Source organism: Mycobacterium sp. ZZG (assembly GCF_054786995.1).
Genome location: NZ_JBTBFV010000085.1, coordinates 1 through 16,140, shown reverse-complemented (window position 1 = coordinate 16,140; position 16,140 = coordinate 1). Strand labels below are relative to the sequence as shown.

At 68.3% G+C, this 16,140-nt stretch carries 15 protein-coding genes and 1 pseudogene; 8 read left to right on the top strand and 8 right to left on the bottom strand.

Going from position 1 to position 16,140, the window contains the following annotated elements:
- Nucleotides 1–587 precede the first annotated feature (587 nt).
- Nucleotides 588–911, top strand: a complete 324-nt coding sequence (locus ACXMYJ_RS27005) for a hypothetical protein (protein ID WP_460359333.1) — start codon at nucleotides 588–590, stop codon at nucleotides 909–911.
- 24 nt (nucleotides 912–935) lie between these two features.
- Entirely contained in the window at nucleotides 936–1,256 is a 321-nt protein-coding gene (locus ACXMYJ_RS27000) for a DUF732 domain-containing protein (protein ID WP_460359332.1), read from the top strand.
- 202 nt (nucleotides 1,257–1,458) lie between these two features.
- Here the strand turns inward: ACXMYJ_RS27000 and ACXMYJ_RS26995 are convergent, their stop codons facing one another.
- The gene (locus ACXMYJ_RS26995) at nucleotides 1,459–1,707 is read right to left on the bottom strand and encodes a hypothetical protein (RefSeq protein ID WP_460359331.1); all 249 of its coding nucleotides are present in this window, start codon (nucleotides 1,705–1,707) and stop codon (nucleotides 1,459–1,461) included.
- Nucleotides 1,708–1,891: 184 nt separating this feature from the next.
- On the opposite strand from ACXMYJ_RS26995, the gene ACXMYJ_RS26990 reads away from it, so the two are divergent.
- Together ACXMYJ_RS26990 and ACXMYJ_RS26985 are read left to right on the top strand one after the other, a co-directional pair.
- A complete protein-coding gene (locus ACXMYJ_RS26990) occupies nucleotides 1,892–2,299 on the top strand; it encodes a hypothetical protein (protein WP_460359330.1) in 408 nt (135 codons plus the stop codon).
- Between the two features lie 4 nt (nucleotides 2,300–2,303).
- A complete protein-coding gene (locus ACXMYJ_RS26985; RefSeq protein WP_460359329.1) occupies nucleotides 2,304–5,258 on the top strand; it encodes a DUF1668 domain-containing protein in 2,955 nt (984 codons plus the stop codon).
- Here the strand turns inward: ACXMYJ_RS26985 and ACXMYJ_RS26980 are convergent.
- Together ACXMYJ_RS26980 and ACXMYJ_RS26975 are read right to left on the bottom strand one after the other, a co-directional pair.
- Complete coding sequence (locus ACXMYJ_RS26980; protein ID WP_460359328.1) at nucleotides 5,251–5,868, bottom strand: FHA domain-containing protein; 618 nt, start codon at nucleotides 5,866–5,868, stop codon at nucleotides 5,251–5,253. The genes ACXMYJ_RS26985 and ACXMYJ_RS26980 overlap by 8 nt on opposite strands.
- A gap of 130 nt (nucleotides 5,869–5,998) precedes the next feature.
- The gene (locus tag ACXMYJ_RS26975; protein WP_460359327.1) at nucleotides 5,999–6,406 is read right to left on the bottom strand and encodes a hypothetical protein; all 408 of its coding nucleotides are present in this window, start codon (nucleotides 6,404–6,406) and stop codon (nucleotides 5,999–6,001) included.
- A 332-nt stretch (nucleotides 6,407–6,738) separates the two neighbouring features.
- Here ACXMYJ_RS26975 and ACXMYJ_RS26970 point away from each other — a divergent pair, with 332 nt between their 5' ends.
- The 3 genes from ACXMYJ_RS26970 (at nucleotide 6,739) to ACXMYJ_RS26960 (ending at nucleotide 8,888) form a co-directional block, all read left to right on the top strand.
- On the top strand, nucleotides 6,739–8,214 hold the full coding sequence (locus ACXMYJ_RS26970) for a hypothetical protein (RefSeq protein ID WP_460359326.1): 1,476 nt from the start codon (nucleotides 6,739–6,741) through the stop codon (nucleotides 8,212–8,214).
- Nucleotides 8,215–8,349: 135 nt separating this feature from the next.
- A complete protein-coding gene (locus ACXMYJ_RS26965; RefSeq protein WP_260757042.1) occupies nucleotides 8,350–8,634 on the top strand; it encodes a type II toxin-antitoxin system Phd/YefM family antitoxin in 285 nt (94 codons plus the stop codon).
- Nucleotides 8,631–8,888: a Txe/YoeB family addiction module toxin gene (locus ACXMYJ_RS26960; protein ID WP_460359325.1), complete on the top strand. Its 258-nt coding sequence runs from the start codon at nucleotides 8,631–8,633 to the stop codon at nucleotides 8,886–8,888. The genes ACXMYJ_RS26965 and ACXMYJ_RS26960 overlap by 4 nt, the downstream gene beginning before the upstream one ends.
- Nucleotides 8,889–8,920: 32 nt before the next feature.
- Here ACXMYJ_RS26960 and ACXMYJ_RS26955 read toward each other — a convergent pair whose 3' ends face one another.
- The 5 genes from ACXMYJ_RS26955 to ACXMYJ_RS26935 form a co-directional block, all read right to left on the bottom strand.
- Nucleotides 8,921–10,066 carry a serine hydrolase domain-containing protein gene (locus ACXMYJ_RS26955; protein ID WP_460359324.1) on the bottom strand — a complete coding sequence of 382 codons (1,146 nt, stop codon included), beginning with the start codon at nucleotides 10,064–10,066 and terminating at the stop codon, nucleotides 8,921–8,923.
- A gap of 115 nt (nucleotides 10,067–10,181) precedes the next feature.
- Nucleotides 10,182–10,649, bottom strand: a complete 468-nt coding sequence (locus ACXMYJ_RS26950) for a hypothetical protein (protein WP_460359323.1) — start codon at nucleotides 10,647–10,649, stop codon at nucleotides 10,182–10,184.
- Between the two features lie 169 nt (nucleotides 10,650–10,818).
- Nucleotides 10,819–11,628, bottom strand: coding sequence for a DUF1206 domain-containing protein (locus ACXMYJ_RS26945; RefSeq protein WP_460359322.1), 810 nt, complete (start codon nucleotides 11,626–11,628; stop codon nucleotides 10,819–10,821).
- A 91-nt stretch (nucleotides 11,629–11,719) separates the two neighbouring features.
- Entirely contained in the window at nucleotides 11,720–13,063 is a 1,344-nt protein-coding gene (locus tag ACXMYJ_RS26940; protein ID WP_260757038.1) for an MFS transporter, read from the bottom strand.
- Between the two features lie 73 nt (nucleotides 13,064–13,136).
- Nucleotides 13,137–13,991 carry an SPFH domain-containing protein gene (locus ACXMYJ_RS26935; protein WP_260757037.1) on the bottom strand — a complete coding sequence of 285 codons (855 nt, stop codon included), beginning with the start codon at nucleotides 13,989–13,991 and terminating at the stop codon, nucleotides 13,137–13,139.
- A gap of 320 nt (nucleotides 13,992–14,311) precedes the next feature.
- Here ACXMYJ_RS26935 and ACXMYJ_RS26930 point away from each other — a divergent pair.
- A pseudogene (locus tag ACXMYJ_RS26930) lies at nucleotides 14,312–16,012 on the top strand (transglycosylase domain-containing protein); the annotation flags it as partial.
- Nucleotides 16,013–16,140 lie beyond the last annotated feature (128 nt).

Below are 16,140 nucleotides of genomic sequence, written 5' to 3'. Positions count from 1 at the left end.
CAGCAAATCACGCGCCGTCAACGACACCCCGACCGAACAGGAGGCCACCCCCGCGGCACTGACCGCCTGAACCATTAACTCGAAGAATCACACGACAGCGTCGTACACCACGCCCATGGACTTGACCGACCACACCCAGCGATCCACGACGCCCAACCGGCTTCACGAGCCCGTCCACGCCGCAGTTCTTCCTTCATGACATGGATCGTCCGGCCGCGAGGCCCAACAGGGAATCGGGGATTCCCCCCGACCTTTGCGCTCGTCAAGGACCATCCGTCAAATTAGCCACATCTGCACCACCAGCATCGAGGAGGCGGCTTCACCACACTCCCGCGAGCACAAGCACGACCGAAGCAGAGACGCCCGCCCGCAGAATTAGGGGATTCCCCGATTCCTCTGCGCGGCAGTTCGCAGCAACATATGAGACGGATCGGCAATGTCGATCACGGCTACTTCAACAGCAATCGCCATCCGAGCTCGACGACGGCAGCTACTGCGCTCGGGTGGGTAGTCGCCGCACCGCTGAACCGTGCACCGGTACCCACTGGCGCCGTCAACCCATCACCCACTGCGAGAAATCAAGCGTCATGATCAAACCGCTACTCGTTGCCTCAGCCTTCGCTGGCATCGCACTCATCGGCGCGCCCGCCGCCGGAGCCGACTACCTCGACCGTCACCAGCTGTGGGCCCTATCCCGGCTCGCCGCACCGATCTGCGACGACCTCAATCGTGAACCGAATCCCTTCACGATGGCGCGGTGGGTGCAGTCGATCATCGGCGCGACACTGCCCGACGGCCACTACTTCTTCGACGACGAGGCCGAGGACATTGTCTTTGCCGCCATCAACAGCGAGTGCCGACAGCACCAAGGCCTCTTCTTTCAGTACGCCTTTCTCTACGGCACCCGCTAGCTCGCACGATCGACAGGAGAACCCATGCACCTGCGCACCGCACTGTCGCGCATCATCCTCGCTGCACTGACCGCCTCTGCCGCCGCGATCGGTCTGGCAAGCACCTCTTATGCGACGCCTCTCGACCAACTCTTCTTGGAGCGCTTGAGCAACATCGGCATCACCTACACGAACGCGTACGGGACAATCCTCTACGCCCACGGAGTGTGCCGGGAACTCAGTTCCGGCACCCCACACACCCGCGTGGTCGACATGGTCATGGTCGACTACCCGACGTTCAGCTGGGACGGCGCCGCCGACTACGTCGTCACCGCGAACATGACGTATTGCCCCGAGTTCCAGTAAGACTCGCAGCCGTGATTGCGTCCAACTGCGCTGCCCCTGTCATCACCGAAATGCCGTCATCTGTGATCGCCAGCTGGGTACATGGAGGTTCACAGCGGTGAGCGACGCCGGCGCGGTCGGCGGCAACCCGTTATCACGGCCGGCGCGGTGGAACAGCCCGCAGCTCGACCCTCATAAACTGCTGCACCTGCAGCCAAAAGCCCTATCGCACACCCCGGATGACGAACGCGTCAATGTTCTCGTCGTAGCCGATGGTGTCGTTCACGAACAACTCCCCCATCAGGCGGCCGTCCTCGGCTACCGCGATGAAGGTGGATTCCTCTTTGTCGTACCGCACCGACCCTTGCACGAACATCGCCGCGATCTGCTGCCCGTCGGTTCCGAGCACCACTAGCTTCAACCCTCCGGCGTCCTTGAGGTACTGCGCCGCTTCCTCACGTGTCACGACCATCGCCGGGGCCTCCTTCCTGACGGCCAACATCTGCACTGAGTAGTACCCCACGAGAGGCGGACAAGACGACGCAAACCCCGCGCACCCTTGGATCCTGATATGAAGGCCCTTCGGTTCTGATGTCGCCCAACCGTGCGCAATCGTGTCACCTATCAAAGGACCGGGGCGAACCAGACCGTTCCGCATGGCGGCCGGTGACGTCGTCCCCGAAAGCGTCGCCGAGGTGGGCCGCTCCCGGCTCGGCGGTGTCGACCAGTGGGCGCTGATCCGCGGCCGCGACCTGGCCAACCCACCGCTGATCCACCTGCACGCCGGGGCGGGATTCAGCGAGACCCGCTCTTCGCCAGTTCAACGCCACCCCGAACGCGTCGCCGCCGACCTCGATACCGCCCAGACCGGCGCCTCGACGGTCAACTGTCGCCCCGGGGCGCTGCAGCAGCTGCGCGGGGAGCGCTCGTCGCGCCGTGACTTCCCTCCACACAACGGAGCGGACGACCGCGATCAGCAAAGCCCGGTGCGCCGGATTTCGGGCGCTCGCGCGGCCCCGTCCGAGTACGGTAAGCGCAGTACTCGCACTTCACGGAGGATGTGAGGCGATGGCGGGCGAGATCGCGTACGAGCTGGCAGCTGCCGGATTCGTCGACGCCGTCGAAGTCGGCAGGGGCGGCGGCGGCGTGGTCTACCGCTGCCACCAGAAGTCCCTCGGCCGCACCGTCGCCATCAAGGTGCTCGCGTCTTCTCTCGACCAGGACGACCGCGAGCGTTTCCTGCGCGAGGGCTACGCGATGGGCGCCCTGTCGGGCCACCCGAACATCGTCAACATCCTGCAGGTCGGCATGACCGAGCAGGACCGGCCCTTCATCGTGATGCCTTACCACGCAAGGGGATCGCTGGCCGACCAGGTGCGCCGGGAGGGCCGGATCCCCTGGCCCGACGCGCTGCGCATCGGCGTCAAACTGTGCGGGGCGCTCGAAACCGCGCACCGGACAGGCACTCTGCACCGCGACATCAAACCCGCCAACGTCCTCGTCAACGACTACGGCGAGCCGCAACTCAGCGACTTCGGCACCGCACGCATCGTCGGCGGGTACAAGACGGTGACCGGGTTCTTCACCGGCACGCTGTCCTACACCGCACCCGAGGTGCTCACCGGTAAACCGCCGACCGTCGAGGCCGACGTGTACTCGCTCGGCGCCACGCTCTACGCGATGATCGCCGGGAAGGCCGCGCACGAACGCAAAACCGACGAGGAACTGATCGCCCACTACCTGCGGATCACCTCCCAGCCGGTGCCGGACCTGCGCCACCTCGGCATCCCGTCCGACGTGTGCTCGGCGATCGAGAAGGCGATGTCGCTCGAGCCCGCCACCCGGTTCGACTCCGCGGCCGAGTTCGGCCGCACCCTGCAGGAAGCCCAGCGCCACAACGGGTTGACCGCCGATCACATGGCGATCGGCGAACCCACCCCGCCTCCCGAGCAGTCTGAAGGCACGCAGGCACTTCCGCTGTCGGAGCCTTCCAATTCCGCTGTGCTGCCGCCGCTTCCGGCCACCGCCCCGCCGCCGCCGCCGGCTCCTCCCCCGCCCGACATGTTCGCCCGCAGCCCGTCGAACGCGCCATGGCCCGTCGCCCAGCCCCCTCCGCCGGTCCCCGCCGCCCCGCGGAAGGACCGCAGGAAGACCGTGCTCGCGCTCGCCGCCGCGACGGCCGTGGTGCTGCTGGTGATCGGCGGCGCCGTCGTCGTGGCCTCGACGCGCGACACCGGCGGCGGCGCCGTCACCGCACCCGTGGCGCAGCCGACCGCCGAGGCGCAGCCCGGGTGGCGGCCGATCTCCGACGCCCGCACCGCCCTCGACGGAGCGGCGGCCACCGAGGCCGACGGCACCATCTGGATCTTCGGCGGGATGGGCGCCGACAACCGGGTCAGCGGCGCTCACGAGGGCTACGACCCGGCGATCGACAGCTGGAAGGGCGGTGAAGCACTCCCGGTTCCGGTGCAGCGGGCGATGTCGGTGACCTGGCAGGACACCCCCGTCGTGCTCGGCGGCTGGCGCACCGACGGCGCGGACGCCAAGGTCGCCACCGACGCGGTGTGGCGGGTGGTCAACAGCCGCTGGGTGCAGTTGCCGCCGCTGCTGCAGCCGCGCGCCGCGGCGGCGGCCGCCGTGGTGGGCGACCGCATTGTCGTCACCGGTGGCGTCGACGCCGACGGCCGCGTGCTCGACACCACCGAGGTGTTCGACGGACGCGGGTGGACCCCGGCCGCGCCGATGCCGACGCCGCGGCAACTACTGGCCGCGGCGTCGGACGGCACGCGCGTCTACGCGGTCGGCGGCACGAACGGGACGACGGACCTGGCGGCCGTTGAGGCCTACGACCCGGCCGCCGACACCTGGACCGCCCTGCCGGCGCTGCCCGAGCCGCGCAGCGACTTCGGGGTCGCGGTCACCGACGCCCGACTGGTGGCCGTCGGCGGCACCGCCGCGGGGCGGCCGGTCAAGACCGTGAGCGCGCTCGATCTGACGACGTCGACGTGGTCCGGCCTGCCGGACCTGGGCACCGCACGCCGCGGCGCGGCCGTCGCTGCGGTCGGCAAGACGGTGTACGTGATCGGCGGGTCGACCGGCGCCGGCGACGGCGCGGCCACGTCGACGGCCGAAGCGCTGAAACTGGCGCCGCGCATCCCGCAACCCGCGGCGCAGTGGCGCTCGCTGCCAGACGCGCCGACCCCCCGGCTGATGATGGCCTACACCGTGCTCGACGACCAGATCTGGATCGCCGGCGGGATCCGGGAGGGCGAGACGCTGCAGACGGTCGAGACCTACGACACCCGCACCCAACAGTGGCAGGCGCAGCCGTCGCTGCCGATCCCGCTCAACCACGCGGCCGCGGCGACCTACCGCGGCGAGGTCGTGGTGATCGGCGGCGCCACCGACACCATCACCCAGGCCTCGGACAAGGTGTTCGCGTTCCGCGACGGCAAATGGGTCGAGCTGGCGACCCTGCAGCACGCGCGGGCGGCGCCGGCGGCAGCGGTGGTCGGCGACAAACTCGTCGTCGTCGGCGGGCAGAACGACAAACAACTCGTGCCTCAAACCGAGGTGTTCGACGGCACGTCCTGGACGCAGGCCGCCGACATGCCCACTGCGCGTGAGCATCTCGCGGCAGTGTCCGACGGCGTGTACGTCTACACCGTCGGCGGCCGGTTCCTGTCCGCCGATGAGAACACGGCCGCTTTCGAGCGGTTCGACCCGCAGTCCGGGAACTGGGAGAAGCTGCCCGACATGCCGACCCCGCGCGGCAGCTACGGCGCGGCCTACCTCGACGGGCGCATCGTCGTGGTCGGCGGCGAGGAGCCGACGCGGGTGCTGCCCACCGTCGAGATGTACGACATCGCCAACCGCAGGTGGAGCACCCAGGCGCCGGTCAACACCCCGGTGCACGGCCAGGCGGTCGCCGCGGTCGGCTCCACGGTGTACTGCATCGGCGGCGCTGACAGGCCCACCCACGAAGGGCCGGTGGCCACGGTCGAGGCGCTGGACTTCACGTAGCGTCGCCGCGCAGCTGGGCGAGGGTGACCGCGCCGCGGCGCAGCGCCTCGTTGGCCAGCCGCACTCGCCGGTCCCCCTCGGTGGGAACGGCGAACTTGTCGTAGAGGTTCTGCAGGTGTTGTTTGACGGCCGCTTCGGTGACGTAGAGCTCGCGGGCCATCGCCCGCACCGACGCGGGTTCGGGGAACGGGTCGTCGGACACCAGCGGCCGGCACAACACCACCAGCACGTCGAGTTCGCGCCGGGTCAGCCGCGGCGCCGCCTCCACGGGTTGGGCGGCGACGGTCTCCTCGTCGCGGCGGCCGTCAGCGGATTCGTGGACCATCCAGAAGATCAGCCGCGACTTGCCCACGCGCACCTCGTCGCCGGAGCGCAGCACACGTTCGGCGGTGAGCTTCTCGCCGTTGAGGAAGGTGCCGTTGCGGCTGCCCATGTCGCGGATCGACCATGCGGCGCCAAGGTTTTCGAACACGGCGTGCAGCCGCGACACGGTGTCGTCGTGCTCGAGCGCGATCGCGTTGCTCGGGGCTTTGCCGAGGGTCACGCGCTGGCCGGCCAGTGGGACGAGCTCCCGTCCAGCCGGCCTGAAAACCTCCACATGGGAAGACATGCGCACCTCCTCTCCGGCAATTCTGGCGTAGCGACCGAGTCCGTGGCCCGGAACGTGGCGTTCACCGGCCGACGCCGACACGCGACTCGGCCCGTCACCGGGGGCGGGTGACGGGCCGAGCAGAGCGAGGTCAGGGCTGGGCGAACAGCGGGACGCGGTTGAACACCGGCGGCCGGATGCCGTCGCTCTTGGGCGTCGTCGGTTCCAGGACGCCGCCGCTGGTGACCACCGGCGGTTGGAAGATGCCGCCCTTGGGCCCGCTCTGTTGGCCGGCGCCGCCGCTCTGGGGCGCCGTCGTGACGGTGATGGTGCCGCCCCGGCAGCTGACGATCTTGCCGTCGACGAAGACGTCCTGGCCGTCGTCGATCGGGATCTGATAGCCGTCGGCGTCGGTGTAGGTGCAGCCGCCACCACCGGGGGTGGGCTCGTTGTCGGTGGCGAAGGCGGTGGCCGGGGCGGCGAGCAGGACGGCGAAGGCGCCGACGGCCGTGGCGGCGTACTTGAGGCCGGCCAGCTTGCGGGTGCTCGATGCGGTCATGATGGTGTCCTCTCGGGGGTGCTGCGGTGTTTGGCTGTTGAGAGAAATCCTGCTGGGCGCAGCCCTCGGGCGTAATCGCCGGCAAGCCAGAGTCCGATACCGAAAGGGGAAGACTTTCCTATCCCCCAGGTAAGGGTGTCGGACTCTGCCCCAGGCAAGAACCGGGACCCCGCGATTCGTCAACAGCTCCATGGGAATTGGCGGATGCAGGCTTCGACTTCGACACCCTGATCCGCGCCACACGAACACGCTTTCCGTCCCCTGGCACCAGTGCCGAGAACCGTTGTTGTGTCGTACCGTTGGGATCCACGAGCACCCCGAGGAGGTGCGTCATGGGTGAGCGTGTCGAACCGTCCGCCCTTGTGGACGGCGACGGCCACGCGGTGCAACTCAGGCTGGAGCGGTGTGTCGTCGCGTTGCGGCGCATGGTCGACGGCGGCTGGTTCGACGACCACGACGACACCATCGGCATGGAAGTGGAGTTCGATCTCGTCGACCCCTTGGGCCGGCCGCGGATGATCAACGACGCGGTCCTGGCCCGGCTGGGTCGGGCCGACATGCAACATGAGCTCGGCCAGTTCAACGTCGAGCTGAACCTGGCGCCCCGCCCGCTCCGGGGGCGCGTCCTGCGCGAGTGCGAATCCGACGTCACCGGCGTGTTCGACCGGTGCCGGGCGGCGATCGAGGTGCTCGGGGTCCGGCTGGTCGCGGTGGGCATGCTGCCCACCCTGAGCGCCGAGCAGCTGACCCCCGAGCACATCTCGCACAGCCCGCGCTACGAGCTGCTGGCGCGGCGCGTCCGCGCCGCTCGCCACCGCCCGTTCTCGGTGCGCATCGACGACGGGTGCGAGCCCGTGGAGTTCAGCACCGACTCGGTGGCCCCCGACGCCGCCGCCACCAGTCTGCAGCTGCACCTGCGGGTACCGCCGGACCGGTTCGCCGCCTACTACAACGCCGCCCAGACCATCGCCGGCGCCCAGCTGGCGGTGGCCGCGAACGCGCCCTACCTGCTCGGCAACCAGGTCTGGCAGGAGACCCGAATTCCGTTGTTGGAGCAGCTTCTTGACACCCGCCGCCCCAGGGACCTCCGGCGAGGCGCCCCGGCGCGGGTTCGACTCGGCGACCGGTGGATCGACGACCCGGTGGAGCTGTTCGACGAAACCGTCCGGGACTTCCCTCCGCTGTTTCCCACGCTGGAGGCCGAGGACCCCGACGCCGCCGTCGACGCGGGGTGCGTTCCGGGCCTGCGCGAGCTGCGGCTGCACAACGGCACGGTGTGGCGCTGGAACCGTCCCGTCTACGACGTGCAGGCCGGACGCCCGCAGCTGCGCATCGAAAACCGGGTGCTGCCCAGCGGACCGACCGCCGTCGACATGATCGCCAACGCCGCGTACTACTACGGCCTGGTCCGCGCGGTCGCCGATACCGACCCCGCCCCGTGGGAGCAGGTGCCGTTCGCGGTGGCCGAGCGGGATCTGCACCGCGCGGCGCGCGAAGGGCTGGCGGCGCAGTTGAACTGGCGAGGCGCCGACCACCCGGCCGCTCGGCTCACCCGTGAGGTCCTGCTCCCCGCCGCCGCAGCGGGGCTAGACACCTGGGGCGTGGACGCCGAGGACCGCGACCGCTACCTCGGCGTCATCGAAGCGCGGGTGCGACGCCGCCGCACCGGGGCTGCCTGGCAGATCGACACGGTGCGCCGGCTGCAGGAGCGCAGGCTCGATCGCGTCGCGGCACTGCACGAGATGACGCGGCGGTACGTCGAGCACGCGCACACCGGCGCCCCGGTGCACGAATGGCCCGTGCCGTGACCCACCGGTATCGCCCGGTACCGCCCAACAATCGAAGGTGCGGAGATCACGGGTTGGTACCTGTCCGGGCCGTAATCGTACAGCTATCCCGTACAATTACGGTACGAGAAATCCGTACGAGAGGTCAGGATCCCCATGAGCATCAGTGCCAGTGAGGCGCGACAGCGCCTCTTCCCACTCCTCGAACAAGTCAACACCGACCATGAGCCGGTACGCATCACCTCCAGGGCAGGAGATGCGGTGCTGATGTCCGCTGACGACTACGACTCGTGGCAGGAAACGGTCTACCTACTGCGCTCACCCGAGAATGCCCGCCGACTCATGGAGGCCGTCGCCCGCGACAAGGCCGGCCGGCACGCAACCCCACACCTCACCAAGTCGATCGACGAACTTCAGGAGATGGCCGGCGGCGAGGAGTGAGACAGATCAACTTCGACCCCGATGCCTGGGAGGATTTCCTGTTCTGGCTGGCGTCCGACCGCAAGACGGCTCGACGGATCACGAGACTGATCGGAGAGATCCAACGCGATCCGTTCGGGGGGATCGGCAAACCCGAACCGCTCAAGGGCGAACTGTCCGGATACTGGTCTCGGCGTATAGACGACGAACACCGGCTCGTCTACCGAGCGGACGATCACCAAGTCACGATATTGAAGGCCCGGTACCACTACTGACAACGCCGGCCCGGGCTCGGAGCAGTACGGACTCAGGCTGCGCCGAGTTCCGCGTAGACCGCAGCCTCGAAGCCCAGGATCGTCTCGACCATCTTGCCGTCGAAGAACGGCAGGACCTGCGTCGCGATCACGGCGCCGATGCCCGCCCGGCGGTCGATCCAGAAGAAACTGTTGAACAGCCCCGACCAGTCGGCCGAGCCCGCGCTGCGCATGCCGGGCAGGTCGATCAGGTACAGGTGGAACCCCAGGCCCCACCCCTGCGGCACGTCGAGCAGCTCGACCGGGTTGGTCAGCTCGGGGATGGCCGGCTCCATCTTCTTCGGTAGCGGTGCCCCGTCGAGGTGATCCCGCAACGCAAGCTCCACCGTCTCCTCGTTGAGGATGCGCTTGCCGTCGAGCTCGCCGCCGTTGAGCCAGGCACGCACGAAACGCCCGTAATCGGCCACCGTCCCGTAGGACCCGTGACCGGCGGCGTCCCACTCCGGTGTGGCGGGCAGGTCCAGGTCGGTGGGCACCAAGCTGCCGTCGGGCGCGCGAAAGCGGATGGGCAGCAATCGTTCTCGCTGCTCGTCGCTCGGCGCGAACGTGGAGTCCGTCATCCTTAGCGGGCCGTAGACGTGCTCGGCGAGGTAGTCGGCCAGCGTCTGGCCGCTCACCGCCTCGACGACCATGCCGAGCCAGTCGGTGCTGACGCCGTACTCCCATACTGTGCCGGGATCGTGCACCAGCGGCGCGCTGATACTCTTCTTGACGCCCTCCAGGGGGTTGGGGAAGTTCTGCCCGGCGCAGTAGGCGAACAGCTTCTCGTTGAGGAAGTGGTAGCCGCAGCCGGCGGTGTGGTTCATCAGCTGCCGCACGGTTGCCTGCGCGCTGGGCTCGCGCAGGACCGGCTCACCACCCTCGAAGCCGTCGAGCACCTGCAACTCCCCGAACTCGGGCACGATCGACGCGACGGCCACGTCCAGATCGACGCGCCCCTGCTCGACGAGCTGCAGCGCCGCGGTGGTTGCGACGGCCTTGGTCATCGACGCGTTCCGGAACATGGTGTCGGGCTTCGCATCTCCGGCCGCACCCTCGTAGAGGACGCCGTCGCGGCCGACCACTGTGGCGGCTACGCCGTGCAGCGACCCATCGGCGGTCACGGCGTTCAGGAGATCGTCGATTCGTTCAAACCCCATCAGAAGCTCCTTTGCATTCACGGGATACCGGGGCCATCGTCGCATGGACCGACAGGCGTGCCGCGACGTGGTTCAGCGACACATGCGTCGAGGCACGAGGTGGCGCGAACAGTCCCTAGGCGGCCGGGGTCACGTCCCGGCTCGCGTCCGTCGTGTGCGTGGCCGGTGGATGGTGCTCCGGCGCCCAGCCGACATACGTCAGGTAGACACCGACCAGCGCGGCCACGCCGCACGCCGCGATCCACCACGCCCTCGCGCCGATCATGGTGTCAGCCAACGACATGAACGTATCCGGGAAGAAGAGCAGGAACAGCGCGCGCACGACGATCAGCCAGCCCAGCGCCGAGACGACGATCGCCGCGGCACCATGCCAGTGCTGGTGCAGTGCGACGACGACAAGCCCGGCGACGAGTATGAACGCCCCCGACATCCACAGCCATGCTGAGTTCGCCGAGAAATCCGAGAGCAGCGTCTGCATGTCCGACGCCCGCAGCACGGCCGCGAGGTCGACGATCACCAAGAAGGGTCCGAGCACGCGAGCGAACATCCGCGTCCGGTCGTGGACCTGCTGTGAGGTGTTCATTGCGGACCTCCATCCGACGGGCGGCACTGTCGGCCGATCCGAACAAGGCCGTCAGTTCGATCGCAGCACCGGGTTGGAGTTCCGGATAGGGACGGAAGTCACCAGGTTGGCGGGGCTGGTGTCCACAGCCCTGACAGCAATCTCGCGTGCAGCACTGAAAACTGACGGCTCACATCCGCGAGTACCGCGTCAACGCGATGCTGTACAGGCCGTAGGCCGCGAATCCTGTTGCGGCAAGCAGCAGGATCTCATGGCCGAAGTGCGCGCGACCGAGCGCCTCCACCGCCGCATCCAATCCCGTCGCCCGCGTCGGGTCCTGCAGGAACGCCGCGCCGATCACCGACAACCCGGCAGCGAACAACACCACACCCTCGCCGACATGCCCGCACACCCCCAGCACCGTGATCAGCCGTCCACCCGGCACCGTCAGATCGCCGAGGAATTTCCGCGATGCGCCCTTGTACACGAAGTAGCCGCCTACTGCGGCGACCGCCAGGCCCACTGCCACCAGGGCAGTCTTGCCGCTCTCGGACTGCATCAACCGCGCGCTCAGCCCCTCGGCCCGTTCACTGCCCTGCCGGCCGACCCCCAGGGCGAACTGGACAGCCGCGAATGCCAGCGCCAGATACACCACCGCCAGGCCAAAAGCCTTGAGCCGATTGATCAGTGGCGACTCCCGCAGATGGGCGTGGCTGTGCTCACCCGGATGCAGACCCAACACCGTCTCGGCCAGCCGCCACATCGCCAGCGCCACCAGCCCCACCGCGACCACCCACAGCGACAGCACCCCGCCCCGTTGCTCGGCCAGCGTCGCGAGCGCCCCGGTCTGGTCGGCGTCGCCGGTGAACCCGAACGCCATCCGCACGATGATGTAGGCGATGAGCAGATGCAGCAGCCCGCTGACGGGATAACCCGCCCGCGCGAGCCATTCCACGGTGCGACTCTCGGTGGCCCGGTTGACCGCGCCCTTGAAAGTCATGCCCTGAAACTCATGCCCTGGTCACCAGGTCCTGCCGCACATCGGACTCGGCTACCCGACGTACCGACGGCCGAAACGGCACAGCCCAGCATTACACCCCGAACGCCGAGCCCCGCTCACGGTCCAGGTGCGTCTCGGCCTTGTTCTTCAGGAAGAACACGTAGACCACCAGCGACACCGCGATGCACACCGTCACGTAGCCGATGAACAGCGGCACCTGATCCCGTTCCTTGAGCGCCTGGTAGATCAGCGGCGCGGTCCCGCCGAAGATCGAGTTCGCCAGCGCATACCCGACGCCCACCCCGAGCGCGCGCACGTGCGCCGGGAACAGCTCGGACTTCACCAGCGCGTTGATCGACGTGTACCCGGTCAGAATCACGTAACCCACCGCCATCAGCGCGAAAGACAGCAGCGGCGAGTGGGTTTCGGGCAGATAGGTGATCAGCACATAGGTCCACACCAGCCCACCCACGCCGAAGAACACCAGCATCGGCTTGCGTCCGACCTTGTCGCTGATCATCCCACCGACCGGCTGCAGCAGCATCAGGAAGATCAGCCCGATCAGGTTGATCCACGTCGCGGTCATCGCGCCGTCGTAGGTGGTCTTGACGATCGCGGGCGCGTTCACGCTGTAGGTGTAGAACGCGACCGTGCCGCCCATCGTGATCAGGAAGCACAGCAGGAACGGACGCCAGTAGCTGGTCAGCAGTTCCCGCATCGAACCGGCGCCCTGATCCTTGCCGGAGCGGGCCGCCTCGATCACGTCCTCGGACAGCGACTCGTCCATCGTGCGCCGCAGCCAGAACACCACGACCGCGGCCACGCCACCGATGCCAAATGCGATGCGCCAACCGAATTCGCGCATCTGCTCCTGATCGAGGAACGACTGCAGGATCAGCAGCGTGAACTGCGCCAGCACGTGCCCGCCGACCAGCGTCACGTACTGGAACGACGAGAAGAACCCGCGCCGCTCCCGCGTCGCCGCCTCGGACATGTACGTCGCCGACGTGCCGTACTCCCCGCCCGTCGCGAAACCCTGCACCAGCCGCGCCAGCACCAGGATGATCGGCGCCGCGATCCCGATCGAGGCCTGCGACGGCACCAGCGCGATCACCGCCGAGCACAACGCCATCAGCGACACACTGACCGTCAGCGCCGCGCGCCGGCCGCGGCGGTCGGCGAACCGGCCGAAGAACCACGACCCGATCGGGCGCATCACGAACGTGATCGCAAAGATCGCGTACACGTACACCGTCGAGTTCTTCTCGGACTCGGCGAAGAACTGTCCCTCGAAATACGTTGCGAACACGGTGTAGACGTAGACGTCGTACCACTCGACGAGGTTGCCCGACGACCCGCGAATGGTGTTCCAGATCGCCCGCCGGGTCTCGGCGGCACTCGACTTCGGCAGCGGCGTATCAGTCCGTGTGGTCATGCTCGTCCCCCTCGTCAGCGGCACGCGCGCAACCCCGGGTCCGTCGACGCCACGCTCGCGACCTCAGAGCACGCTACCCGTTCGCGGGTTCGCCGAGCCTCAACAGGCCGATGCCTTCGGCGATTTTCGCGGTGATCGCCGGCGATGCCTCCTCGTCGGCCCCGGCGCCCTGTGGTGTCGAACGCTCGAGGAAACGCAGCAGTTCGACCGGGAACGGCAACACCAGCGTGGAGTTCTTCTCCGCCGCCACCTCGACGACGGTCTGCAGCAGCCGCAGTTGCAGAGCCGCGGGCTGCGCCGACATCACCTCGGCCGCCGCCGCCAGCTTCTGCGAGGCCTGCAGCTCGCCGTCGGCGGTGATGATCCGGGCCCGTCGCTCCCGCTCGGCCTCGGCCTGGCGGGCGATCGAGCGCTTCATGGAGTCGGGCAGCACCACGTCCTTGATCTCGACACGGTCGATGTGAATGCCCCAGCCCAGTGCGGGGCTGTCGATCATCAGCTCCAGGCCCTGGTTGAGGTGCTCCCGGTTGGACAGCAGGTCATCGAGGTTGCTCTTGCCGATGATCGACCGCAGCGACGTCTGCGCGACCTGCCCGACAGCCGACCTGTAGTCCTGCACATCGACCGCCGCGCGCACCGGGTCGGCCACCTGGAAGTAGATGACGGCGTCCACCCGCACGGTCACGTTGTCGCGGGTGATGCCGTCCTGGGCGGGCACCGGCATCGTGATGATCTGGACGTTCACCTTCTGCAGCCGGTCGGCGACCGGCACCAGCACGGTCAGCCCGGGAGCGCGCACCCGGGGCTGCACCTGCCCGAACCGGTACACCACGCCCCGCTCGAACTGCTGGATCACGCGCACGTTGGCCCCGACGAGCCAGAGCAGTATCAGGGTGACCGCACCGGCCACCGCGGCCATGGTGATCATGGCGTCTCCATCCCGCCCGACGCGGCGACGGCGCACGGAACGGCGGACCTCGCCGTCCACGCGTCGAGGTCCGGGGGCAATCCGACCGATCTCCGGCCCAGCGGGCCCGAGTCCATTCCTCGATTCTGGCACGCCCACCGCTCCGCGGAAACACTCTCGCCGATCAAGAACGCTTTGACCGGAACAGATTTCACAGCCGCTCCACAGCCGTGCTGCTCACCGGCGGCGTCACCGGCCCGGGCAGCCTTTCCGACGACGGCTTGTCGCGGAGACCACCGAAAGCGGTCACCGTACACCTGCCTCGGCCATAGGCTGGCGCCATGCACGACCGCCGTCGGGCACAGAGAATCGCCGCCGCCAAGTTGGCCGGCTGCTGTCTGGTCGCGGGCCTGCTGCTGGCCGCGATGATGTTCCCGTTCGTCGGGGGCGCCGGCACCGCGATCATGCGCGTCTCCGACTCGGCCACCGAGGAATCCGCGGACCTGTTCAAAGGTGAGGCGCCGATCGTGTCCACCATGGTGGACGCTGCGGGAAACCCCATCGCGTGGCTCTACGAGCAGCGCCGCTGGGTGGTGCCCAGCGATCGGATCGCCGGCACGATGAAGCTGGCCATCATCTCGATCGAGGACAAACGGTTCGCCGAGCACAACGGCGTCGACTGGCAGGGCACGCTCACCGGCCTCACCGGTTACCTGCGCGGCGACAAGAGCACCCGGGGCGGGTCGACGCTGGAGCAGCAGTACGTCAAGAACTTCAACCTGCTGGTGAAGGCCCGAACCGACGCGGATCGGCGCGCCGCGGTCGCGATTACGCCGGCACGCAAACTGCGCGAGATACGCGCCGCCCTTGCCTTGGACAAACTGTTGCCCAAGACCGAACTGCTGTCCCGCTACCTGAACCTGGTGTCGTTCGGCAACGGCGCCTTCGGCGTGCAGGACGCCGCGCGTACCTACTTCGGCATCGACGCCGCCGACCTGAACTGGGAGCAGGCCGCCCTGCTGGCCGGGATGGTGCAGTCCACCAGCCTGCTCGATCCCTACACCAACCCGGACGGCGCGCTGTCGCGGCGCAACGTCGTGCTCGACACGATGATCGAGAACCTGCCGGAGCACGCCGACGCACTACGCGCTGCGAAGAACCGGCCGCTCGGGGTGCTGCCCCGGCCCGCCCCGCTGCCACAGGGCTGCATCGCCGCCGGCGACCGCGGGTTCTTCTGCGAGTACGCGATGCGCTACCTGGCGCGCGCCGGCCTGACTATGGAGGACGTGGCCCGCAACGGCTACCTGATCCGCACCACGCTGGACCCGAAGGTCCAGGCCAGCGTCAAGACGGCCATCGACAAGTACGCCGAACCCACCACCCCTGGGGTGGCCAGCGTGATGAGCGTGATCCTGCCGGGCAAAGAGTCCCACCGGGTGGTGGCGATGGCCGACAACCGCAGCTACGGACTGGATCTCAGCGCCGGGGAGACGGTGCAGCCGCAGCCGTTCTCGCTCGGCGGTGACGGCGCCGGCTCGGTGTTCAAGATCTTCACCACCGCGGCCGCGCTGGAAATGGGCCTGGGCATCAGCGCCCAGCTGGACGTGCCCCAGACGTTCCGCGCCACCGGCCTTGGCGACACCACCGATCCGGGCTGCCCGCGAAAGACGTGGTGCGTGAAGAACGTCTCCGGGTACTCGGGCCAGCTCAGCGTCACCGATGCACTGGCGAAATCGCCCAATACCGCGTTCGCCAAGCTGATTTCGCAGATCGGGGTGCCCCGCGCGGTGGACATGGCCGTCCGGCTCGGGCTGCGGTCCTACGCCGAACCGGGCACCGCCCGCGTCTACGATCCCGACAGCAACGAGAGCATCGCCGACTTCATCAAGCGGCAGAACCTCGGATCGTTCACCCTGGGTCCGTTCGAGCTCAACGCGCTGGAGTTGACGAACGTCGCGGCGACGTTGGCGTCGGGCGGCGTGTGGTGCCCGCCCAGCCCGATCGACAAGGTCTTCGACCGCTACGGCAAAGAGGTGGCCTTAGCCCGGATTTTTCGTCGAGGGTGATGGCAGTCGTGCGTTGAGATGCGATTGCGTCGCGAATCCGGTTGTGTGGTTCTGGGTATGGCGGGGTGGTCCCGTGTCGCCGGGTGGTGCGGGCTTTCCCAGTG

Coding starts and splice junctions, on each gene's coding strand:
- ACXMYJ_RS26955 (WP_460359324.1), bottom strand. CDS start 10,066: ATGGGGTTTGAACGAATCGACGATCTCCTGAACGCCGTGACCGCCGAT.
- ACXMYJ_RS26950 (WP_460359323.1), bottom strand. CDS start 10,649: ATGAACACCTCACAGCAGGTCCACGACCGGACGCGGATGTTCGCTCGC.
- ACXMYJ_RS26975 (WP_460359327.1), bottom strand. CDS start 6,406: ATGACCGCATCGAGCACCCGCAAGCTGGCCGGCCTCAAGTACGCCGCC.
- ACXMYJ_RS27005 (WP_460359333.1), top strand. CDS start 588: ATGATCAAACCGCTACTCGTTGCCTCAGCCTTCGCTGGCATCGCACTC.
- ACXMYJ_RS26935 (WP_260757037.1), bottom strand. CDS start 13,991: ATGATCACCATGGCCGCGGTGGCCGGTGCGGTCACCCTGATACTGCTC.
- ACXMYJ_RS26965 (WP_260757042.1), top strand. CDS start 8,350: ATGAGCATCAGTGCCAGTGAGGCGCGACAGCGCCTCTTCCCACTCCTC.
- ACXMYJ_RS26940 (WP_260757038.1), bottom strand. CDS start 13,063: ATGACCACACGGACTGATACGCCGCTGCCGAAGTCGAGTGCCGCCGAG.
- ACXMYJ_RS26945 (WP_460359322.1), bottom strand. CDS start 11,628: ATGACTTTCAAGGGCGCGGTCAACCGGGCCACCGAGAGTCGCACCGTG.
- ACXMYJ_RS26970 (WP_460359326.1), top strand. CDS start 6,739: ATGGGTGAGCGTGTCGAACCGTCCGCCCTTGTGGACGGCGACGGCCAC.
- ACXMYJ_RS27000 (WP_460359332.1), top strand. CDS start 936: ATGCACCTGCGCACCGCACTGTCGCGCATCATCCTCGCTGCACTGACC.
- ACXMYJ_RS26985 (WP_460359329.1), top strand. CDS start 2,304: ATGGCGGGCGAGATCGCGTACGAGCTGGCAGCTGCCGGATTCGTCGAC.
- ACXMYJ_RS26980 (WP_460359328.1), bottom strand. CDS start 5,868: ATGTCTTCCCATGTGGAGGTTTTCAGGCCGGCTGGACGGGAGCTCGTC.
- ACXMYJ_RS26990 (WP_460359330.1), top strand. CDS start 1,892: ATGGCGGCCGGTGACGTCGTCCCCGAAAGCGTCGCCGAGGTGGGCCGC.
- ACXMYJ_RS26995 (WP_460359331.1), bottom strand. CDS start 1,707: ATGGTCGTGACACGTGAGGAAGCGGCGCAGTACCTCAAGGACGCCGGA.